Here is a 21,578-nt window from a genome sequence, read left to right on the forward strand (position 1 = left end):
CAATGGGCAGTGTCAAGATGCACCGCCTGCCGCATCAGCCGCGCGCGGCACAAACCCGCGATGCAGCGCGACGATGCCGAACGTCAGGTTGCGGTACGCGACCCGTTCAAGTCCCGCCTCACGCATCCAGGCCGCGAGCTCATCCTGCGCCGGCCACTTCTCGATCGACTCGTTCAGGTAGCGGTATGCCTCCTCAGCGCTCTTGTTCAGCGCCCCGGCGATGCGCGGCAGCACGTGACGCGAGTAGGCGGTGTAGGGCCCGCGAATCGCATCAGCCGGCCTGGAGAACTCACAAATCACGATTCGCCCGCCCGGCTTCACGACGCGCTTCATCTCGGCGATCGCCCGTTTCGGCTCGGTGACATTGCGCAGCCCGAACGAGATCGTGGCCGCGTCGAAACTCGCGTCGTCAAACGGCAGTTCAGTGGCATCGGCCCACACAAAGTCAATGAGCTCGTTGCCCGACTGCCGCTCGCGGCCCACAGCCAGCATGCCCTCGGAGAAATCGGCCGCGGTGACGTGCGCACCGTGCTGCGCAATCGCCGCGCTTGACGTGCCGGTGCCCGCGGCAAGGTCGAGCACTCGCATACCCTTTCGAGGCTGCAGGGCGCGGGTCATTGCAATGCGCCAGAGGCGCGAATTTCCGGCCGAAAGCACGTCGTTAATGAGGTCGTAGCGCGGAGACACCTCATCGAACATCGTGGAAACGTCGGTGGCCAGCTTGGTGGCCGTATCGGGGCGGGTCACCCCCCTATGCTAGCCGGTCATGCCCTGCGCGCACGCTGAGTTCACGAGCTCACCGGGTAGGTTAGTGGGATGAACAGTGGATCGCCGCACCGCCTCTATGCGGTCACGCGCCCTCTGGCTTCCCTGCCCTCACTCGACGACCTGCTCAGCTTCGCCGATTCCTCCCAGCCGCTGCTGTGGACGCGTGGCGATCGCGGCTGCGTGGGCATCGGCGAAACCCAGCGGCTGAGCTTCACCGGCCCCGATCGTTTCACGCAAGCGAGCGCCGTCTGGCGCAGCATCGCGGCCGCGGCCGAGGTAGACGATTCGGTAAGACTGCCCGGCAGCGGCTTGCTTGCGTTCGGCACCTTCGCCTTCTCGTCGGCAAGCGAATCGACTAGCGTGCTGATTGTGCCGCGCATGATCGTGGCACGGCATCGCGGCACGGCCTGGGTCACCGAGATCGCCGAAGCGCCGATCGGCCGCGATCCGCTCTTGCCCGCCTCGTCACCGATCGGTGCGTGGATCGGCACAGACCTGCCCACAACGGAACCGAATGCCGCGTACCTGGCCGGGGTACGGGAGGCCTCCGCCCGCATTGCCCGCGGTTCGGTCGAAAAGATCGTGCTTTCGCGCCAGGTTCACGGGTGGATCCGCGCCGAAGACGATCTGCGCGTGCCGCTGCGGCGCCTCGCCGAACGCTACGACGACTGTTGGACGTTCGCGGTCGATGGCCTGATCGGAGCGAGTCCAGAAACACTCATTCGTCAGACCGATGGCGCGATCTCGGCTCGGGTACTTGCAGGCACGCGAGCGCGCAGGCCCGATCCAGCGGCCGATGCGCGTGCGCGCGACGAACTCCTCACAAGCACCAAGGAACAGCACGAACACTCCTTCGCGGTGCAGAGTGTGGTGACGGCGCTCGCTCCGCACGTCGCCAAGCTGCACACGAGCGAGGAACCCTTCGCGCTGCAACTACCCAACGTCTGGCACCTCGCGACCGATCTGGGCGCGACTCCCGGTGCCGGCGGCACGTCGCTCGAGCTCACCGCCGCACTGCATCCAACCGCAGCCGTGGCGGGAACCCCCACCAGCCAGGCCGTGGCATCGATCGCCGAGATCGAGCCGTTTGACCGCGGTCGCTACGCTGGCGCAGTCGGGTGGATCGACGCCGACGGCGACGGCGAGTGGGTTATCGCGCTGCGCTGCGCTCAGGTGACCCCTACCGACCAGGGGCGACTCGAGGTTACTGCGACCGCTGGTGGTGGGATCGTGGCGGGCTCTGATCCCGACCGCGAGTTTGGAGAAACTGTGTCGAAGTTCACTCCCATTGCCGAGGCGTTTGGCGCGTAGCGGAGCGAAGCCTCACGATGGCCTACCTCGCCGTGTTCCCAAACGTCCCGAGGGCGGTGCCCGTGTGGAGTCTCTCAGCGGGCGAGCGGTACCTCGACGATGGTCGGCCCGGTCACCGGTCGGGTGAACAGCGCCTCGAGTTCACCCCGGGTCTTCACGCACTGATATTGCCATCCGTAGGCGGTCGCGAGGCGCTCGAGATCCACCCGTTGTGGGGTAAACATCACCCGGTCGAACGCCTCGCGGGGAGCGGTACTCGCGGCCTCGAGGGTGTCAAAGATCGTGCCTCCGCCGTCATTTCCGACGATCACTTGCACGCGCGGGTGCGGCTCACATTCGGGCAACAGGAGCGAACCTGCATCATGCAAGAGCGCGAGATCGCCGATCAGCACGCGCGTCACCCCGGTCATATGCGCGGAGCGCTCGTCCCGTTGACTTGCGGAGGCGATGCCGAGTGCGGTCGCAACAGTACCGTCGATGCCCGCAAGCCCGCGGTTCGCGTGCACCCGAATGTGCCGTGGCGCGGCAATCCCATCTAGCACGCGCACGAGCCTCGAGGCGGCCAGGACCAGCCGGTCGTGCGGCCACGTCGCACGCCAGGTGCTCTCCACAAGCATTTCACGGGTCACTGGCTCACGTCGCGCCGCCACTTCAGCGCGAGCTAGCGCGGCCAGTTGTTTGTAGTCCGCGCCGCGACTCGCCGACGGGTCAGGCGTGTGCCCAGTGGATCGCTGCTCGCGCAGGGCGCGATCAGCCACCACCCAGGCACCCAACCAGCGGTGCATGCTCCTCGAAGAATATGTGTCGGAGACCTTTGCGGAACGAACGATCCGCGCCTCTCCACTGGGGTCGTAGTGCTCGGCCCCCGCGCCTGCGTGCGGGTCAACCACGACGACATCAACATCGCTTCGCCGAAGGAGCGACGGAAGCTGCCGGGTAAGCGTCGGGTGCCCGAATACGATCGCGCGCTCAACCAACTCCCCTACCTGAGGGTCATCGATCAGCGAGGCGTATGAGGTGATCGCTTCACGTCCGAATCGAGCGCTACTCACCACCTCGGCGAGCAGAGGCAGCCCCGCCGCGCGCGCGAATTGTTCGGCTTCCGGCCCTGCTCCTTCGCCTGCGATCACGACGGTGAGCGCATCACCTGAATGGATGTAAGTTTCCGAGTCGCTCGTGTCGGTCTCGCCGGAGCGATTCTCCGATGCAGGTGCAGCGTCACTCGCAATGGTCTCCCACCCGACGGGAACAGAGCCGATCTCTTCCGTTGACCCGGAGAGGGGCTCACGGAATGCGATGTTGAGGTGCACAGGACCCGCGGGCTGCCGACCGGGCGCCCCGCAAGCGGCAGCGAGAGCCCTCTGGGCGATCTCTACCGGATCGAGTGACAGAGCGAAGCCCGAACTAGTGCGGATGGGATCCGCCCGCTCGGGAGCCGGTACGTCGAGCGACAGTCGCGCAAACCGCTCGAAGAGGCCAGCCTGCCTCGTGGTCTGGTTGCTGCGAATCCCGCGAAGCTCAGTCGGACGATCGGCTGTGAGGAGCATCAGTGGGACGCGACTCTCGTGTGCTTCGAGAACGGCAGGCATGAGATTTGCGACCGCGGTGCCACTCGTGACGATCACCGGGGCTGGAAAGCCCGTTTCGCGAGCGATGCCGAGTGCGAAGAAACCTGCGGAGCGCTCATCGAGGCGGACATGGAGGCGCAACGCCCCCGCGCCTTCCGCCTCAGCAGCCGCGAGGGCGAGGGCCTGCGACCGAGATCCCGGGCACACCACGACATCGCGAACTCCGCCACGGATGAACTCGGCCAACAGTCCGACGGCAAATACCGAGGCTGGTGAAACGGATGTCACTTCTTTTCCGACTGGTCTTCGCCCGCGCCGCTTTCCGGCTCGTTTTCACTGTCGGGGTGGTCAGTGCTCTCGCCGGGAAACGTCTCCTCGTCGAGCGCGTGCAGACGTTCCTCAAGCTCTCGCAGTCGCTCGAGTTCGGCATCGCTGAGCTTTGCGCCGGTGAAGCGCGGATCGTCGTCTGGCGCAGGACCTGCCACCTGAGCCGCCCCCGGCCGCCCCTTGCCGATCGCAAACCAGAGGATCGCGCCGATCACCGGCAAAACCACGACGAGCACCACCCACACAGGTTTCGGCACCCCGCGCGCCCTGGACGCGTCGGTCATCGCCGCGTCGACTAGCGCGTAGAGGATAAACGCCACTGCGATCACGGCACCAATAATCAAGAACCGCACCATGCCCTTATGCTACCCATCGCCCCTGAGAGCACGCCCGCTGGGTGGCTGCTCAGCAGCAGTCGGTACACTCACGGATGTGAAACCTCGCACCGCCTGGATCGTCTACTCACTCGCGCGCCTCGCTGTATTTGCCGTGCCCTTCGCAGCGCTCATGCTCATCGGATGGCCTTGGTGGCTTGCAGCAGTTGTGGCCACACTCGCGGCGGTTTCTCTCTCGATCATCTTTCTCTCCAAACCGCGCGAAGCGGCTTCTGTCGGCGTGTACGAGTGGCGACACCGCGGCCGCACCGCAGATGACATTGCTGAGGACGCGGCGCTCGACGGCGGATCTTCGGAAGGCGCTGCCTCAGACCACGGGAACGCGCCCCGAGAAGCCCAATAGACCCCTACGCACACGAGGCACGCGAAGCCTCGTGGCGAACCCGCTCAGTGTCGGCCGGTGACCACGTCGGCCAGGTGAGCAATCGGGGAGGTCTTCGCGCGACCAGCCAGCTCCGTGCGGTCGGCGATGCCGTATGCCGCATATAGGCCCTTCGTTGCGATCCAGCGCAGCGGCTCGGGTTCCCACTTGCGCACACGATGGTTGACCCAGGGAAGCCCAGCAAGTTCGGTGTCACGCTCGAGAATCAGATCGGTGAGCGTGCGCCCGGCGAGGTTCGTGGCGGTGACGCCGGTTCCAACGTATCCGCCGGCCCATGCGAGCCCGGTCTGACGGTCGAGACCCACCGTCGCGGCCCAGTCGCGGGGCACGCCCAGCACACCCGACCAGACGTGGTCAATCTCGGCGCCTCGGGTGGCCGGGAAGAATCGGTGCATGATTTCGCTCAGCGTTTCCACCGTCACCGCAGGGGTCTGCCCATCGGTGTCGGTCTTGGAGCCGAATTTGTAGGGCACACCGCGCCCTCCAATCGCGATCCGGTCGTCAGCCGTGCGCTGGGCATACATGTAGACGTGGGCGAAATCCCCCAGGGTTTCCCCCTGGCTCCAGTTCAACTCGTCCCAGACCTCGGACGAGAGTGGTTCGGTTGCGATGAGCGATGAGTTCATGGGCAGCCAGAGCCGGTGTAGGCCTGCGAGATTCGCGGTGAATCCCTCGGTGGCGCGCACCACGATGTCGGCAGACACTGTGCCATGCGTCGTTCGCACGCGGTGCGGGGCGATTTCGACCGCACGGGTTCGCTCGTAGATTTCCACACCGAGACGCTCGACGGCATCGGCGAGCCCTGCGGCGAGCTTTGCCGGCTGAATCCGCGCGCAGTGTGGGTGCCAGACTGCGGCGCGAGTGTGCGCAACATTAATCTTCTCCGTCGCGGCTGACGCTTCCAGCAACTCAAGATCGGTGTGCGCCCACTGCTGCTCAGATGCGGCAAAGGAGCGGATCCTCGCCTCTTGCGCCGGCGTGTAGGCGACGTTGAACTCGCCGCCCTTTTGGATATCCGCGTCGATGCCTTCGGCTGTGGAGACACGAATCACCTCATCCACCGTCTCGTTCATGGCACGTTGGAAACGCTCGGCGGCATCTCGTCCGTGGCTCGGCACGTATTGCTCTCGCCCGCCGGTGATGGCATTGGTGAGCCACCCGCCGTTGCGCCCAGACGCGCCGTACCCGACGTGTCGCTGCTCGATCACGACCACCCTGAGCTCGGGCCTGGCCTGTTTGAGGTAGTAGGCGGCCCAAAGGCCTGTGTAGCCTGCCCCCACAATGGCCACATCGGCAGTGAGGTCGCCGGGCAACTCGGGTCGTGGAACTGGAGCGCCGACCTGCTGCCACCAGTGAGAAACCTGTCCGTTGATCATCAGAGCCTCCTAGAACGCAAACGCGATGCCGAGTAGAACGCCGTAGGCAAGTGCGGCGAGGCTGGTCAACCCCAGCACAATAATGAGCTCGCGCGCGGTGCGCGCCCAGAGCGTGATCACGCAGCTCGGGATCACGATGATGAGCACCAGCCAGACGAGTAGCATGCCCGGATGCACCGCCCCGTACAGCGCGGGAACCGCAAATGGGAGCAGCACACACACGACGTAGAGAATTCGGGATGCGCGATCCCCGATGCGGACGGAGAGTGTGTGCTTGCCTGCGAGCCGATCGGTGGCGATATCGCGGGTGTTATTGGCGATCAGCACGGCGACGGCGAATAGCCCCACCCCGGCACCTGCCCACCAGACTTCCTGAGTCTGCACGTCGGTTTGCAGCCAGGTGGTACCCACCGTGGCGACGAGCCCGAAGAAGATAAACACAACCACCTCGCCGAGCCCGGCGTACCCATAGGGTCGTTTACCGCCGGTGTAGAACCACGCGGCGACGATGGCGACGGCACCAAGCGCAAGAAACCACCAGCGCCCACTCAGGAGCACGGCGACGAGCCCGCACGCTGCGGCGAGCGCAAAGAATACGAGCGCGGTGGCGAGCACCCGCTTGGGATCGACAAGCCCCGAACCAGTGAGCCTTGCAGGCCCGACCCGAAATTCGTCGGTGCCGCGGATACCGTCTGAGTAATCGTTTGCGAAATTGACGCCGATCTGCAGGAACACCGCGACACCCAGCGCAAGCAGAGTCAGTGGCCAGGAGAATGCCTGCACCATATGTGCGATGCCCGCTCCGGCCGCGACCGGCGCGACGGCGAGCGGCAACGTGCGAAGCCGTGCCCCTGCCACCCAGTTGCGCCAGGTAATTGTGGGGGAGCCGCTGGTGCGAACCTGCATGGTCGCGGCGGCGCGCTTTGCCGGGTTGCCCGACTTACGTCCGTCTCTGGTCGCTGCGTTCATGGAACACTCCTCACTCCGCAACGATCCTAGCCGCGCGCGGGACTCAGCCCCGGTGAGTTGTGAGGATGACACTGTTCACCGGGGCCGATCTTGGGGGTTAGCGGATCACTCCTCGTGCTTCCGCAGGCGGCTCGCTCCTGTCGCAATCAGTCCGCAACCAATGAGTGCGAGCGCAACCATCAGGAGACCGATCTGACCCGGTCCACCGGTGTGCTCGAGCACCGAAACCGGCGGTGTCGCAGGTGGGGTTGCCGGAGGTGTCAGCGATGGGGTGCTCGGGACTGGCGGGTCGCTCACCACAACAGTCCAGGTCGACTCATCCTCGACTTCACCTCCGCTGACCGCACCGACCGCGAGAACCAAACCGATGTTCTCGTAGGTGGCACCGTCTCCGATGGAGCCTGATCCGGTGCACTCCATCGATTCACCAGGTTCCAAGACTGTAGCCGGGCAGGTGACTTGGACACCTTGGTCATCAGTCACCTCAATCTGCTGCAGGGTTTCCTCGCCGGTGTTCATGACGGTGTAGGTCCAACTCACCACCGTGTTCTCGGGAAGTGTGGCGCCGACCGCGATCCCGTCAGCATCCTTCACGAGCGAGACGAGCGGCGTTGGCATCGTGACGCTCACAGTCCATTCATCTTCTGCGGTGACGTCACCGCCGGTGAGCACCCCGGTACCAACCACCGCACCAATGTTGGTGTAGCTCGCCCCGCGGCCAATGGAACCACTGCCCTCACACACCATGCTCGCTCCGGGGAGCAAGTCCGTCACGGGGCAGGTCACTGTCACGCCTTGATCGTCGGTGACCACGATGTCGGTGAGTACTTCTTCTCCCGTGTTCGTGACCGCGTACTGCCAATCCACGACCGTGTCGGCCCGCACACTCCCGCCATCTACTGCGTTGAGTGCGCCCTTCACAATGGAGATCGCCGGAACCAGTTCCCGGACGGTGATCGTCCACGGATCCTCGGCGTTCACCGGAGTGGAGCTGAGCTCGGATTCGCCGATCACAGCACCGACGTTGACGTACTCACCTTCCCCGCCAACCGAACCGCTTCCAAGGCACGTCATCGACTCACCTGGCAGCAGTTGTGTATGCGGGCAGGTGACGGCAACTCCTTGATCGTCGGTGACATCAAGATCGAGCAGCGTCTCCTCTCCCGTGTTCGTGACCAGGTATGTCCAATCCACAAGAGTGTTCGGGCGAACCTGCGTCCCTTCGGTGGCGTTGGTGGATCGCTTGTCGATCGTGACGTTCACGGTCAGGGGGCGAACGCCCACAGACCAATCATCGACTGCGGAAACCTGACCAGCGGTGATCGCGCCGACCGCCTGAGCGGTGGCGACGTTTCGGTATTCCGGACCGGCACCGACTGATCCACTTCCCGTGCACGTCACCGAAGCGCCGGAAGCGAGGGAGGTAATAGGGCAATCGACGGTCACGCCCTGATCATCTACGACTGTCAGATCAACGACGGGTTCCTGGCCAGTGTTGGTGACCAAGTAGTCCCAGCTGATGACCGAGTACCCGTCGATCATGCCGCCTTCGGTGACGTCCGGGGAGGACTTCACGAGCGACAACGTGCGCGAGAGCGGTGTGACGATCGCAGACCAGTCGTCGTCATCGGTAACCGCTCCACCAGAGAGAGTGCCGATTCCGATGACCATTCCCGTGTTTGCATAGGAGGCTTGGATTCCGACCGAACCCGTACCGGTGCAATCCATGCTTGCTCCGACGGCGAGATCTGCTGCTGGGCACGAGACCGCGACCCCTTGATCGTCAGTGACGACCAGGCCGGTGAGTGGTTCCTCTCCGGTGTTCGTGACCGCATACGTCCACGTTACGTCGGTCAGAGCGAGCACTGCGGCTCCCTCCGCGATGCCGTTCGCGCTCTTCACAATCTGAACCGTGGGCTCGACGGGGTCAATGTTGACCGACCACGGATCTGCCGTTGCGGTGGGGTCACCGGTGATGGCGCCCACCCCTTCGACACCACCGATGTTCTCGTAGCTTGCCCCGTTTCCGATGTTTCCGGTTCCGGTGCACGTGATGGAGGCTCCGACCGCGAGGGTCGTGGCCGGGCAGGTGACTGCCACGCCCTGGTCATCTGTAACCAGGAGAGCTTCCAGCGGCTCATTGCCGGTGTTCGTCACCAGGTAGTTCCAGGTCACATCGGTGAAGCCGTTGATCGTGGAACCTTCCGCAACTCCCACCGCGGACTTCACCAGGCCCACCTCAGGCGCAACGACCCATGCCTGCACGGTACATTCTGGCTCAAGACCGGTCACACAGTTGGTTGGCAGGGTGCCAATGTTCCCGATGACGCGGTTGGTGAGTCCGGTTGAGGGCGTGGGGCTGGTCGTGGTAACGGTGAAGCGAATTGTTGCCTCGTCACCGACCCCCAGGTTGCCGGTCCAGATCAACTGCTCTGCAATCGGATCCCAGGCGACGGCACCTGATGTGGCGGTTGCATCATCGTTGTATATTGCGTGCTGCAATACCTCACTGAGATCGTCGACCACGCGCACTCCGTTTGCGAGTGTCTCGAGACGGTTCTCCGCGGTGATCTCGTAGCTCACAATCTCGCCGACGCCGAGCTCGCTCCCTGCTTGTGGGCTCGACTTCTCGACGCGCACTTCAGCGGGAGACATGATGCCGGTTCGCGCAGTTTCTGCGGAGACCAACGGGACGCCACCGTTGAGTGCGCGTTGCGCAACCGTGTTCCAGGCAACATCACCGCTGGTGGTTCCTGAGGGCACCAGCATGCGGAATCCGATGTTGACGCTGGATCCTGACGCCCAGTTGCCCGGGAGGGTGATGCGCAGCGCTTTGACATTCGCATTCCCGCCGAGCGTTGCGGGGTCGGCAGTCCAGTCGTTATCGCAGGAGGGCTGCGACGGGAAAACTTCCGGACGGCATGGGTTGCTTGACGCCGAGTAGGCGACGTTTGCCCCTGCGGGAATTGCACGGCTCAGACCGTCAAACACGGGGGTGAACGCGCTGCCACGCGAGCCAGTATTGGCTTCGGTTGCTCCGGTATCTCCGACGTGTGGCAGAAGGTCATAAAGCACAACGTCAGACAGAGCAGGCTGGCCCGAATTCTCCCAGTGCACCAGGTACTCCGCGGCTCCTGAGGTGATGCCGGCAACCTGGTTTGCGCCCGACCATGCTGCGGAGTTCACATCGCGTACATGCTTCGTGACCACGCTGGTTGCGGGAGCCAATGGAGAGCTGAAGGTTGCGCCTCCGAGCGACAGGCAGCCGGTGTCTCCGGTGGTCAGTCCGTCACCGTCAAGGTCACGAGGGTCACCCACCACAAATGGGGAGTACTGCAAACAGTTCGCCATCTGTCCGCCGGTGTCGCCCGTCACCGAAGAGTACGACTCGGTGTAGAGCGCTCCGTACTGGTTGCCCCAGGTGCGTTCCAGTGTGATTCTGACGCTCACATACGGCCATCCCTGGGACGGATCAGCCGGAACTGCGGGAGTGCCTGGCAGCGGAGTGAACCGCACCAGTGCTGGGGTTCCCGTCGCAGGGTCTTCCGGCACGAACTCGATGTCGTAGTGGCTGCGGTTGGATCGCCCCTCTGCGTCATTCACAATGATCGAGTTGAGTGAGTCTCCGGCTACCTTGTATCCGGCAGGAAGCACCTGCGTGTACGTCGGGTAGGCGATGTTCGGGTCGAGGGCATACGCCCCGAATGAACCGTTTGCGTAACGGATTCCCGAACCTGACGCGTTGATGCTTGCGTACGAGGTTCCCGAAATGCCAGCGCGCACGGCGCCGATGCCGGTTGCATCATCCTCATAGAAGTACGACGAAGTGGGGTTGGCCACTGACATCGAGACGGTGTTTCGCAGGTCCATGTCGCGATCAGCGCCAGGCTCCACCCTCGTGTCCATCTCCACCTGCACCGCACCATCAAGCGTGAGCGCGTTCAGCCGCACACTGAATCCAACGTACGTGGTTCCCGCAGGTGCGGCAGGAAGCGGAGAGAGGGAGGCGATGGGGGTGGTGGCATCAAAGACCTGTTGCGTGCCATCGCTCAAAAACAATGTCAGCTCCTGATACCCAATCGTGCGGGCCGAGGATGACCCAGCAGTGGATGTGAACCGCAGATCGGTGATGCGCTCAAGCGGATCGAGACATCCGGTATCAGAACCAAACCCTGCGGGGTTGGGATTTGACTGGCACGGCACCCAGTCAGTGATCGTGACCTCGTCACCCTGCAGCAGCCGTGTTGCACTCATCCTGTAGTAGTGAACTCCCAAGGCGCCTGAGTACGCGAAGGTGGGTGAGAATCGCCATCGGCACTGTCCGGCCGGCGAAGGTTGCGACGCATTGGGGATCACTCGACCTTCGCCACATTTTGCAAAGAGAGGGTCGGGTCGTGCCTGAAAAATGTTGTTGTGGTTGACCGTGCTGGTTGATGACTGCGGCACCCCTGCGGTGTCCATGAAGGACCGAGTGACCGTGTTTGTGATCGGGTTGAGGTAGGCGGGGTCAGCAGCGTTTGCTGCGGCAGGCATCTCTACGACCACGAAGTACGGCTGCTCAAGATAATTTGAGCAGTCTGACCAGGTAACCGAATGGGTGCCTGGATCGTACACCCCGCCACCGGTGGCTGACACGAACGTCACCTCCGGAGGGAGCTGATCCACGATCTGTACCGTGCCGGCGACAGCGGTATCTGTGACGTTCCGGTTGTTGTCCTGGGATGAGCATGAGGCCCACTGGTTCGTGGCAGGGTTCCAGACGCCGGCGATGTTCGGGGTGATTTGGTACGTGGCCCGAGCCGTGGTCGCTCCCGATGCGGCGCTCCCGCCCAGGAAAACCTTCTGGATGGGCAGCAGGTCACGTGCCGTCACTGATCCACTCAGGCTGTTTGAGATGACGGAGGGAAAGCTGGGTGAGCTGAATGTGGCCGGGCCGAAGGTGAATCCGACACCGTCACCGGTCGAAGGGTGGGGGCGGACGGAAACCAGGAGCATTTCCTGAGCACCGGCAGGAACCGTGCGCGTGGAAGTCAGCTGCACAGTCAACCCCGTGGGGGTGCGCACCACCGTCGAGGTGAAATTCGCTGTGGAGGGGCTCGGCGGCGTGATGGTGACACCCCAAGAGTCCATGTCTTCAATGCCACCGGGGAGATTGTTTAGTGAGATCGGAATATCGATCCGCGGGTTGAAACAGTCCTCGTCAGTCAGGCCTGAACACGACCACGTGACCTCGAAATTGAAGACGCTTGACACCTCCTGAATAGCCGGAGACGAGGTGGTGATCGCGATAGAGCCAACGCTGGCTGCCTGCGCGCTCGTGGTGCCGAGCAGCGTTGCCCCAGCGACCAAGAGGAAGGAGAGCAGCGCAGCTGCCACCTTCCGCCTGTCGCGTCGGATGCGAGACACCCGTGCATGTTGCGGTGTGTAATCCATGATCATTCCCCCTGAGGTGAAGCAGTTGCGATGCTGATGGCCCCGAACGGGGATACCTGTTCAGCAGGAACCCCGGCAGCGTCGGCCGCTGAGGCGAGAGAAACCGTCGCTCCGGTCGGTGACATCGCAGTCACCGACCACTCCGTAATTTCTGAGGCGGTGAACCGCTCGAGCTCGTCGAGCACCGTCGAGAGATCCTGTGGCGATGGCGCTGTCTCCTCGTCGACGAGGATGATCACGACCTGAGCGGTGTGAAGAACTTCCGAATGAAATGTGATGTCAGCCCGCGTGGCTTCCACAAGCCCCCGGTCGATCCTGTCCGACAGCCCCTGCAACTGCAGCTGCAGCTCCGGATCTGCGGAAACCTGATCGTAGGCCTGATTGACACGCACCTGCTCGGCGCTCGGCACTGAAGTACAGCCGGCGACACCCATTGCAGTCGATAAGGAAACCAGTACGAGTGCGGCAATAAACGCGGGTCTGGAACGTGAACCCTTCATGACAAGCCCCCTTGGCTACGTCTTCCAATGAGCCCAAAAGTTGTGGACCCACTCAGAGAGAGTCCTGTTGGGTCGCGAATATGACGCGAAGTTGAAATATATTTTTGAAAGTTCTTTTGGCACCCCAAGTTGGAGCAGCTATCCAGGCTCTCGCCGACAGCAACCTGAGCGAGGCCACAGGCGATGAGATCCGGGATCCCCCGCGGTAGATGACGAGTGTGGATCAGCAACGTGACACGCACCGCTTTGGGTACCCCGCAGTGACATGTCGTGTGCCCTTTCGCCGTGTACTGACCCGTGAAATTGGGGTCGAGACCGGGCACAGTTATAGCGGTCTGAGGCGCAGGCCACGTCGCGTGACGGCGATGCGGTACCTAAATCGGTACCGTCGATGCGCCGAATGTACGTGAGAGCAGGAGCGCGCTGAGCGTGATCCGCCTATGCGTTGTCGAAGAGACCGATGCGATAGGCCTGTTCGAGCGCTGCACCATGTGACTCGACGCCGAGCTTGCGATACAGACCAGCCACTTGCTTCTTCACGGTGGAGAGCGCGAGGTGCAGCCTGCGTGCGATCTCAGTCTGTGTGAGCCGCTGATCGAGAAGCATCAGCAGCTCGCCCTCTCGCAATGTGAGGTCAACGAGCACCGCGCGATCGGGAAATCCCCCGGCAAGTGCGGCGAACCGGCCCGCAGCAGCTGCGGGTGTCAGTCCCAGATCGAGCAGCAGCTCCTGCCAACCGGGCTTGCGCGCACAGCGCTCGACGAGCTCGACACGCACGCCCGGCGGCAAGGTCGCGAGCGGGAGGAGAGTGCCGGCCTGGCGCATCTCTTCCACCGCCGCCGAACACGCGTGATCCACCGCGGAATCGTCACCACGCGCATGCTGCGCGGCCGCCCCGATGAGGTGCGCCTGTGCGCGATCGCGCGCCGAAGCACGCGAATCGTGCACCACGATATCGACGTACCTCAGGGCCTGTTCGTTGCGCCCTCCCATGAGCGACACCCGCGCCCAGCAGCCGTGCGACGACGAAGTCTGCCGCTCCAACACTGCCCGCGCACGCTGCGCCTGGCCCTGCGCAAGCAGCGTCTCGACGCGTACGCGGTGCACCAGCCGCACAGCCAGCGGGCTGAGTCGCCCAGCGCCGGTCGCGCGGCCGCTCAGCTGTTCCTGCTTTCTTGCCGTCGCTGCTGGGTCTCCAGAGATCACATCGGTCCAGTGACGCGCGAGCAGCACAATCGGCCACAGCTCAGATTCTGGGGCGGTTCGCTCAATCCTGTCGAGGAGTTCACGGGCGCGATCAGTCTCTAGCCGGTCGAGGGCGAGCATGGCCTCAACCGTCGTTGTCAGCACCGAAACATAGGCATAATCCTGCACCTCACCGAAGATGCCCTGAGCCTGCACGAGGCACTCCGCGGCGCGATCCCGCGACCCGCGTAGTTCGTGCATCAACCCCATCAACGCGAACGCGAAGGCCGGCACGTAATCGCCATAGCCCGGCCGTTGCCAGAGGAGCGTCGCCTCCCGCAGGGACTCCATCGCCTCGGGCCATCGCTCCACGAAAAAGTGAAGAATGCCCTGTTCCAGTTTGAAAAATGCTCGATTCCGATCCGAGGCGGGCCGACTCAGCGGGGCCGCGGCCTGAACCTGTTGTTGGAGCTCGCCCAGGGTCTCCTGCGCACCCGCAAAATCGCCGCGCAGCCGTTGGAAACGCATCCAGTTCACGCCAACGTGCACCCGGGCATCTGGCGAACTCAACTCGCGCCACCTCGGCCCAAGTGCAGCTGTGCACTCGGTAACCTGAAGAGACAGCCGTTCAACGAGCAGATCGAGGTCTTCCCCCTCGGGAAGGTCGCGAACGCGCTGCATCACCGACGTCGACTCGACGTAGACATGCGCCAGCCACAGGCCGGGAAACTGATGCAGTACCGGCTCCGGAAGCGCGCCGAAAGCGGTGTGGGTTGCGAGCGGGTCTGTCACCATGATGCGCATGCCGTAGCGATACCAAAGATGCTCGAGTTCGGCCCAGTCACTGGCGAACCGCAGCTGCACCGCAAGCTCTCCAATCAGCGGCTCATCGTCTGCGGTATCGGCCGCGGCGGATTTTAACGTCTCCAACAGGGGTGCGCGAAAGCCGAGCAGGGCATCGCTCGCTGACAGCGATTCGTGAAGCCGACCCTCCTCGTGGTTCACCGAACTGTAACGCAGAAGTTCATGCGCAAGAAGGTCTCTCGCGCCTGCGGGCACGATCCACCCGGCGTGATTCCGGTGCGGAACGCGAGGCGCGGTCTCGAGATAACCGGCCTCCACAAATCGCCCAAGTACCGATCCCTCGCCCGGGTAGGATGCGTCGAGCACCACCTGGTCACGTGCCGCCGGAAAGCGACGCGGAAATGCGCGCTGAAGCAACTCGATGCTGCGACCCGTCACCCGGTGGAAGAGTAAAAAATGGCTCGCGTAGGCGAACATCACCGGCGCGGTGAGCGCCACCGCGGGCCCGACGACTGGGCGCTCGCGGGCCTCGAGCTGCTTCTCTGTTGCGGAGTCCATAGCGTTTCTCCCTCTGTGCGTCCCCGTTGCGCACACAATTACCGAGGACAGCCGCCTCAGAAGTGAGGTAAGTCTAGGACACCGTGCACCGAATTGTGGGAAATTCCTACACGCAGTGCAGTGTTTCCTCGTGGACGGTCTCCATGTTCAACTTACGAGGGCCGCGATCTTTCGCAGGTCGGGCTTCCCGCCCTCGAGACGAGGCAGCTCCGCGAGCAGGGCGAACCGCGCCGGGATCGCCGCGGGGCCCAGTTGCGCGCGCAGAGCCGCTCCCAGCTCTTCGGTTCGCTCGTGGATCACGTGATCCAGCCCCTCAATCACGAGCACCGGCCGCTCTCCCCACTCGGGGTCGGCGATGCCCACCGCGGCGACCGCCGCACCGCCCAGATGCCCACTCGCGACACGCTCGATCTCGTCGAGCGAGACGTTCACGCCGCCCGAAATGATCACCCGGTCGAGACGACCAGTGACGGTGAGCATTCCGCCAAGCAGGTGGCCGGCATCTCCGGTGCGGTACCAGCGCACGCCCTGGTCGGAAATAAAGCGATCCGCCGTGAGCTTCGCGTCGCCCACGTAGCCGAGCGCGAGCGTCGGGCCCGCGAGCTGCACCTCTCCGCCCCGAATGCGCACCCGGGTGTCGCCGATCTCGACACCGTCGTAGACGCAACCGCCGGCCGTCTCGGTCATGCCATAGCTCCGCCTGAGCGCGATGCCCAGGTCGTGCGCCCGGCGACGCATCTCGAGCGTCACCGCCTGACCGCCCACGAGCACCGCGTCGAACGAACGCAAGACATCAGCGGCGGCGGGATCCACCTCTGCGAGCGTCAACAGGCGCGTGAACTGCACGGGCACAAGCGACACGTACCGTCGCTCGTGCCGCATGTGTTCGGCGCGCGCGAGCAGTTCGGCCGGGTCGAACGGGCCGTCGAAGAACTCGGGGGCGATGCCACTTACCGCGCTGCGCACGAGCATCTGAAGCCCGGAAATCAGGTGTGGGGGAAGCGCGACGAGCCACTGCCCAGCGCCACCAAAGGCCTCGTGAGTCGCCTCCGCGCTCGCGCGCAGGGCATCGGCCGAAAGCGCGACTGCCTTGGGCACGCCACTCGAGCCCGAGGTACGCACGACGAGCGCGGTGCCCGGAGGCAATGTCTCGTACTGGAGCCGGCGGATCGCCTCCGGGTCGGCCCCCTCGCTCACCGGCAGCACGGGCGCCCCACCCTGCAATGCATCGGCGAGCGCGGCAAGCAGCCACGCGCGATCGGCAGTCGGAATGGCGCGCAGCGACGATTTCTGGGTCACGCTGCAAGCCTAGGTCACACACTTCAGCCGCGGGTTGCAGCCGAGGCGAGACTCGCGGCCGCCCGCATGAGCGCCACGGTCAATGCGCTGCTCTTCGCGTCGGTAACCCGGGCGACCGGACCCGAAATTGACACGGCTGCGGGGGGCGACGACCCGGGTATCGGGACGGCGATGCAGCGCACGCCCACCTCCTGCTCTCCGTCGTCTACGGCAAAACCGCGACGGCGTGACTCGCGCAGGTCTGCCAGCAGCGCAGAGTCTGTTGTCAGGGTCGATGGGGTGTACTTCGGCAGCCCCGTTCGTGCAATGATTTCCCGCACCCGCGTCTCGGGCAGCGTCGAAAGAATAGCTTTACCGACGCCCGAAGCATGAGGCAGCACCCGCCGGCCGACCTCGGTGAATATGCGCATGCGATGGCGCGAGGGCATCTGAGCAATGTAGGCCACCAGGTCACCGTCGAGCACCGCGAGGTTCGCCGTCTCCTCCGATGCCTCTTCGAGGTCAGCGAGCACGCCCTGCGCCAGGGTCGCAAGTTCGGGTGTCGCACGCTTTCCCAGGTGGATCAGGCCAGAGCCGAGTGCGTAGCCACGAGAGTCTGTTTGCTGCACGTAGCCGCGGCTCAGCAGGGTGCGAAGGAGTCGATGCGCCGTCGGCGCGGCAAGCTGTGTGGCGGCAGCGACCTCGGCGACCGTGAGTTCGTGCTCGGCCCTGGCCAGAGCTTCCAGCACGTCGAAGGCTCGCTCCACCGACTGCACGCCTCCAGATTCGGTTCCGCTCACGCCAACTCCATTATTTGTTGTTGATGACCCACACCGGCCTGCCCGGTCTCATTCAAGATCTTGGGTCGCTATCGCGCGCCCCGATCTGGCAACAGCACCGACCAAGGTCGAAATACTTCTCATCGTATTTCACATTACGGAATCAGTATTTCAAATTATGGATCCGCTGTCTAGACTCGACTTCGACACCCCTGGCGCCAGCGCTCAGGCGCCCAGCAGATCGGAGAAACACCGTGCCCCAGCCCCTGACCCACTCAGACCTCACCGTCGACCCGGCCCTCGCAACGTTCGTCGAGGAATCGCTCGATCAGTCGGGCCTCACGCCCGAGGAATTCTGGAGCGGTGTCAGCGAGATCATTCACGATCTCGGGCCGAAGAACGCTGAGCTCTTGCGGGTCCGAGACGACCTGCAGCGCCAGATCGACGAGTTTCATCGGGCCCGGCCTGGCATCCCCGACAGGGCCGAGTACCGCGAGTTCCTCGCCGAGATCGGCTATCTCGAGCCAGAGCCCGACACCTGCGCGGTCACCACGACCGGCGTCGATCCAGAAATCGCCACCCTCGCTGGCCCGCAGCTCGTGGTACCCCTCCTCAATGCACGTTTCGCGTTGAACGCGGTCAACGCCCGCTGGGGTTCCCTCTACGACGCGCTGTACGGCACCGATGCCATCGATCAAACGGGCGACCTCGCCCCTGGCGCCGAGTACAACGCTGAGCGGGGCGCGGCCGTAATTGCGTTCGGACGCGACATGCTTGATAGCGTCGCCCCGCTTGCACGCGGGTCACACGCGGATGCGTCGGCGTACACGGTTTCGGAGGGCGCGCTTCGCGTAGTATTCGGGCGCGACGAGACTACGACGCTCGTCGACCCGCAGGCCTTCGCCGGGTACCGTGGTGAGGAGGGCGCTCCCACCGCGGTGCTGCTGCGCCATCACGGCCTACACCTCGAGATCGTCATTGACCCGGCTGGGCGCATCGGACGCACCGACCGCGCGGGTGTCGAAGACATCCTGGTCGAATCCGCGCTCACCACCATCATGGATCTCGAGGACTCGGTCGCCGCGGTCGACGCGGCAGACAAGGTGCTCGGATACCGCAACTGGCGGGGTCTCATGGATGGCACCCTCGCCGAGACCGTCAGCAAGGGTGGCCGCAGCTTCACGCGAACCCTCAACCCCGACCGCCAGTACACTGCCCCGGGTGGCGAACCGCTCGTACTGCCGGGCCGATCCACCCTTTTTGTGCGCAATGTGGGGCATCTCATGCGCACCGACGCGGTGCGCGATCGCGCGGGCGAGGAGACCTTCGAGGGGATCCTCGACGCGATCATGACGGTGCTCGGGTCGCTGCATGACCTGCGCGGGAAGAGTGCAGGAGGCAACTCGCGCACCGGATCCATCTACATCGTGAAGCCGAAGATGCACGGGCCCGCCGAGGTCACCTTCGCCGTCGAGCTCTTCGAGCGGGTCGAGCGACTCTACGGCCTTCCCGCGAAGACCGTGAAAATCGGGATCATGGACGAGGAGCGCCGCACCTCGGTGAACCTCGCCGCGTGCATTCAGTCGGCAAGCGACCGGGTGGTGTTCATCAACACGGGGTTCCTCGACCGCACGGGCGATGAGATCCACACCTCGCTCTACGCCGGGACCATGCTGCCCAAGGGCGACATTCGCACGCAGCCGTGGCTGGGCATCTACGAGGCGCGCAACGTCGCGATCGGGGTCGCGTGCGGGCTCGACGGGCGCGCGCAGATCGGCAAGGGGATGTGGGCGATGCCCGACCTCATGCACGACATGCTCGAACAGAAGATCGGACATGTGCGGGCCGGCGCTTCGACCGCCTGGGTGCCCTCCCCCACCGCCGCCACGCTGCACGCCCTGCACTACCACCAGCTCGACGCGTTCGAGGCGCGTCGGTCGCTGCCGCCGCTGCCGACTGATAGCCTCGACACGCTGCTGCAGGTGCCGCTCGCGCGCGACGGTGATCTCACACCCGAAGTGGTCGCGACCGAGGTCGAGAATAACGTGCAATCGATCTTGGGCTACGTCGTGCGCTGGGTCGATCAGGGTGTCGGCTGCTCGAAGGTGCCCGACATTCACGATGTCGCGCTGATGGAGGACCGTGCGACGCTGCGCATCTCGAGCCAGCTGCTCGCGAACTGGCTCGCGCACGGGATCATCACCGAGTCACAGGTCGACGAGGCACTCTCTCGGCTCGCATCGGTGGTGGATCGGCAGAACTCCGGCGACCCCACCTATGAGGCGTTGCTTGGCGCGGACGGCCGCACGCCCGGCATCGCCTTCACCGCGGCGCGCAGGCTCATTGTCGAGGGCGCTGCGCAGCCGAGCGGCTACACGGAGCCGATTCTGCACGAGCTGCGGCGCGCGAAAAAGGCGCAGGCGGCCGGGTGATCCACTGGGACGCGGATCAGGGGCGCGGATCAGGGGCGCGGATCTGGGGCGCAGATCTGGGGAGATTCGGTGCCCCGGATCGCGAGGAACCTCATATAAATATGCCCGCGAAACACCACCGGTGACTCACATAAGAATGCCCGCGTAATTCTCGAGCTTAGCTTGCCTGTTTCCTGCTCGCGCGGGCCGGCTTGACCCCGGCTGCCGCGTTTGGTGCTTTCGCGAGTTCGATCGCTTCGAGCGTGCGAGTCTTCTCGGCCGCGAGGTAGGTGAGGCGCTGCTGGATTCGGTCGATCTCGCGAGCGATGTGGGCCGGGTTCAAGCTGTCACGGTACCCGGTCAACTCGGCGGTCTTCTCGGCGCTGAGCACACCGGAACGCTGGAGCCGGTCGAATGGTGTCGCGAGCTCATCGTAGACACGTTTACGGCGCCCCCTTTGATCGGTCGCCCAACCGATGGGTTTCTTCGTGGGGGTGAGGAAATTATGGCGATCGTTCACCAGCGGCCATAACTCGTTCAATAGCTTCAGCAGAGGCGCGGTGTCGTACCTCCAGTAGAACGCGTACCGGCGCACGATCTGATTGTTTTTCGACTCGATCGTGGCCTGATCATTCTTCTTGTACGGCCGGGACCTCGTGAAGTAGATGTCAAGTTCTGCAGCCCAACCGATGACGTCGTAGTTGATGAACTCGGACCCGTTATCAAAATCCACCCCGGTCACCTCGAACGGCACTTCGCTGATGAATCGGTCGAGGGCGTCACGAATGTGCAGGTGTGCGTTGTTCCGGATCGAGCGCGTGTACGTCCAACCGGTGTGCATGTCGGTGAGATCAACACTGCGACAGAACTCACCCTTCAAGACGGGCCCGCAGTGTGCGACGGTGTCGCCCTCGAAGAACCCGGGTACGGCCTCGATCTCGTCACCGGCTTTCCTGATCGTGATCGAGTTCCGCAGCAGCGGGCCTGGCGTGGTGGTGGCGATCCCGCGGAGTGGGTCCCTCGCGCGGGCTGGGGCGAGGTAGCGGTCGATCGTGGCCGGTGACATTGCCAGCAACTCGTCCGCGACGTGGTGACTGTACCTGCCCCGGCCTGGGACCAGTTCGCCGTGCGCTTCCAGCAGCATGAGTTGGAGTTCCATTGACGCGGCCAAGTATTTCCCGCTGATCCCGCCCGCGAACGCCCACACTTTCTGCAGCACTTTCAACGCGTCATGTGAGTACTTCAGCGGGCGCGGCTTACGTTGCCGGGCCCCTACCCGACGCGGTTTCAGCGCAGCTTGTAACTGTCTGCGCGCGTTGTCTCTGGACCAGCCCGTGATCGCGCATACCTCGTCAAGGAGACGGCTCTTCTCCTTCTTGGCCGCTGCGGCATACTGCTTCGCGAACTTTCGTGTGATCTCGTGTCTGGCACGCATTGATAGCCCACTTCCCATGAAACTGATGATTCCGTTTCGCGGGCATTTTTACGTGATGCACCGGAAGTGTTTCGCGGGCATATTAGGTGAGGCACGTCG

14 protein-coding genes are annotated in these 21,578 nt (G+C 64.1%); 3 read left to right on the forward strand and 11 right to left on the reverse strand.

Features of this window, described 5'->3' with window-relative positions; all coding sequences use genetic code 11:
- Nucleotides 1-12: 12 nt before the first annotated feature.
- Nucleotides 13-747, reverse strand: a complete 735-nt coding sequence (locus tag ACR0R4_RS02850; RefSeq protein WP_433645823.1) for a class I SAM-dependent methyltransferase — start codon at nt 745-747, stop codon at nt 13-15.
- A gap of 69 nt (nt 748-816) precedes the next feature.
- Here ACR0R4_RS02850 and ACR0R4_RS02855 point away from each other — a divergent pair, with 69 nt between their 5' ends.
- Nucleotides 817-2,079 (forward strand): isochorismate synthase, encoded by a 1,263-nt coding sequence (locus ACR0R4_RS02855; RefSeq protein ID WP_433645824.1) that lies wholly within the window; start codon nt 817-819, stop codon nt 2,077-2,079.
- Between the two features lie 74 nt (nt 2,080-2,153).
- Here ACR0R4_RS02855 and menD read toward each other — a convergent pair whose 3' ends face one another.
- Nucleotides 2,154-3,935, reverse strand: a complete 1,782-nt coding sequence (gene menD, locus ACR0R4_RS02860; protein ID WP_433645825.1) for a 2-succinyl-5-enolpyruvyl-6-hydroxy-3-cyclohexene-1-carboxylic-acid synthase — start codon at nt 3,933-3,935, stop codon at nt 2,154-2,156.
- A complete protein-coding gene (locus tag ACR0R4_RS02865) occupies nt 3,932-4,330 on the reverse strand; it encodes a PLDc N-terminal domain-containing protein (protein ID WP_433645826.1) in 399 nt (132 codons plus the stop codon). The genes menD and ACR0R4_RS02865 overlap by 4 nt, the downstream gene beginning before the upstream one ends.
- A 76-nt stretch (nt 4,331-4,406) precedes the next feature.
- Between ACR0R4_RS02865 and ACR0R4_RS02870 the strand changes: the two genes are divergently transcribed.
- Nucleotides 4,407-4,712 carry a DUF4229 domain-containing protein gene (locus ACR0R4_RS02870; RefSeq protein WP_433645827.1) on the forward strand — a complete coding sequence of 102 codons (306 nt, stop codon included), beginning with the start codon at nt 4,407-4,409 and terminating at the stop codon, nt 4,710-4,712.
- A 44-nt stretch (nt 4,713-4,756) separates the two neighbouring features.
- Here ACR0R4_RS02870 and ACR0R4_RS02875 read toward each other — a convergent pair whose 3' ends face one another.
- The 7 genes from ACR0R4_RS02875 to ACR0R4_RS02905 form a co-directional block, all read right to left on the reverse strand.
- A complete protein-coding gene (locus ACR0R4_RS02875) occupies nt 4,757-6,127 on the reverse strand; it encodes an NAD(P)/FAD-dependent oxidoreductase (RefSeq protein ID WP_433645828.1) in 1,371 nt (456 codons plus the stop codon).
- Between the two features lie 9 nt (nt 6,128-6,136).
- Nucleotides 6,137-7,096 (reverse strand): 1,4-dihydroxy-2-naphthoate polyprenyltransferase, encoded by a 960-nt coding sequence (locus tag ACR0R4_RS02880; RefSeq protein ID WP_433645829.1) that lies wholly within the window; start codon nt 7,094-7,096, stop codon nt 6,137-6,139.
- Between the two features lie 105 nt (nt 7,097-7,201).
- A complete protein-coding gene (locus ACR0R4_RS02885; protein ID WP_433645830.1) occupies nt 7,202-12,529 on the reverse strand; it encodes a CLIPPER-2 domain-containing protein in 5,328 nt (1,775 codons plus the stop codon).
- Nucleotides 12,530-12,531: 2 nt separating this feature from the next.
- A complete protein-coding gene (locus tag ACR0R4_RS02890; RefSeq protein WP_433645831.1) occupies nt 12,532-13,029 on the reverse strand; it encodes a hypothetical protein in 498 nt (165 codons plus the stop codon).
- Nucleotides 13,030-13,467: 438 nt separating this feature from the next.
- Complete coding sequence (locus ACR0R4_RS02895; protein ID WP_433645832.1) at nt 13,468-15,576, reverse strand: helix-turn-helix transcriptional regulator; 2,109 nt, start codon at nt 15,574-15,576, stop codon at nt 13,468-13,470.
- 147 nt (nt 15,577-15,723) lie between these two features.
- Entirely contained in the window at nt 15,724-16,875 is a 1,152-nt protein-coding gene (locus ACR0R4_RS02900; protein ID WP_433645833.1) for an AMP-binding protein, read from the reverse strand.
- Nucleotides 16,876-16,898: 23 nt separating this feature from the next.
- Nucleotides 16,899-17,654 (reverse strand): IclR family transcriptional regulator, encoded by a 756-nt coding sequence (locus ACR0R4_RS02905; RefSeq protein ID WP_433645834.1) that lies wholly within the window; start codon nt 17,652-17,654, stop codon nt 16,899-16,901.
- A 233-nt stretch (nt 17,655-17,887) separates the two neighbouring features.
- On the opposite strand from ACR0R4_RS02905, the gene ACR0R4_RS02910 reads away from it, so the two are divergent.
- Complete coding sequence (locus tag ACR0R4_RS02910) at nt 17,888-20,065, forward strand: malate synthase G (protein ID WP_433645835.1); 2,178 nt, start codon at nt 17,888-17,890, stop codon at nt 20,063-20,065.
- Between the two features lie 157 nt (nt 20,066-20,222).
- Here the strand turns inward: ACR0R4_RS02910 and ACR0R4_RS02915 are convergent, their stop codons facing one another.
- Nucleotides 20,223-21,479 carry an integrase catalytic domain-containing protein gene (locus ACR0R4_RS02915; protein ID WP_433645266.1) on the reverse strand — a complete coding sequence of 419 codons (1,257 nt, stop codon included), beginning with the start codon at nt 21,477-21,479 and terminating at the stop codon, nt 20,223-20,225.
- Nucleotides 21,480-21,578 lie beyond the last annotated feature (99 nt).

The sequence above is a fragment of the Leucobacter fengyongliangi genome, from assembly GCF_050971685.1.
Classification (GTDB): domain Bacteria; phylum Actinomycetota; class Actinomycetes; order Actinomycetales; family Microbacteriaceae; genus Leucobacter.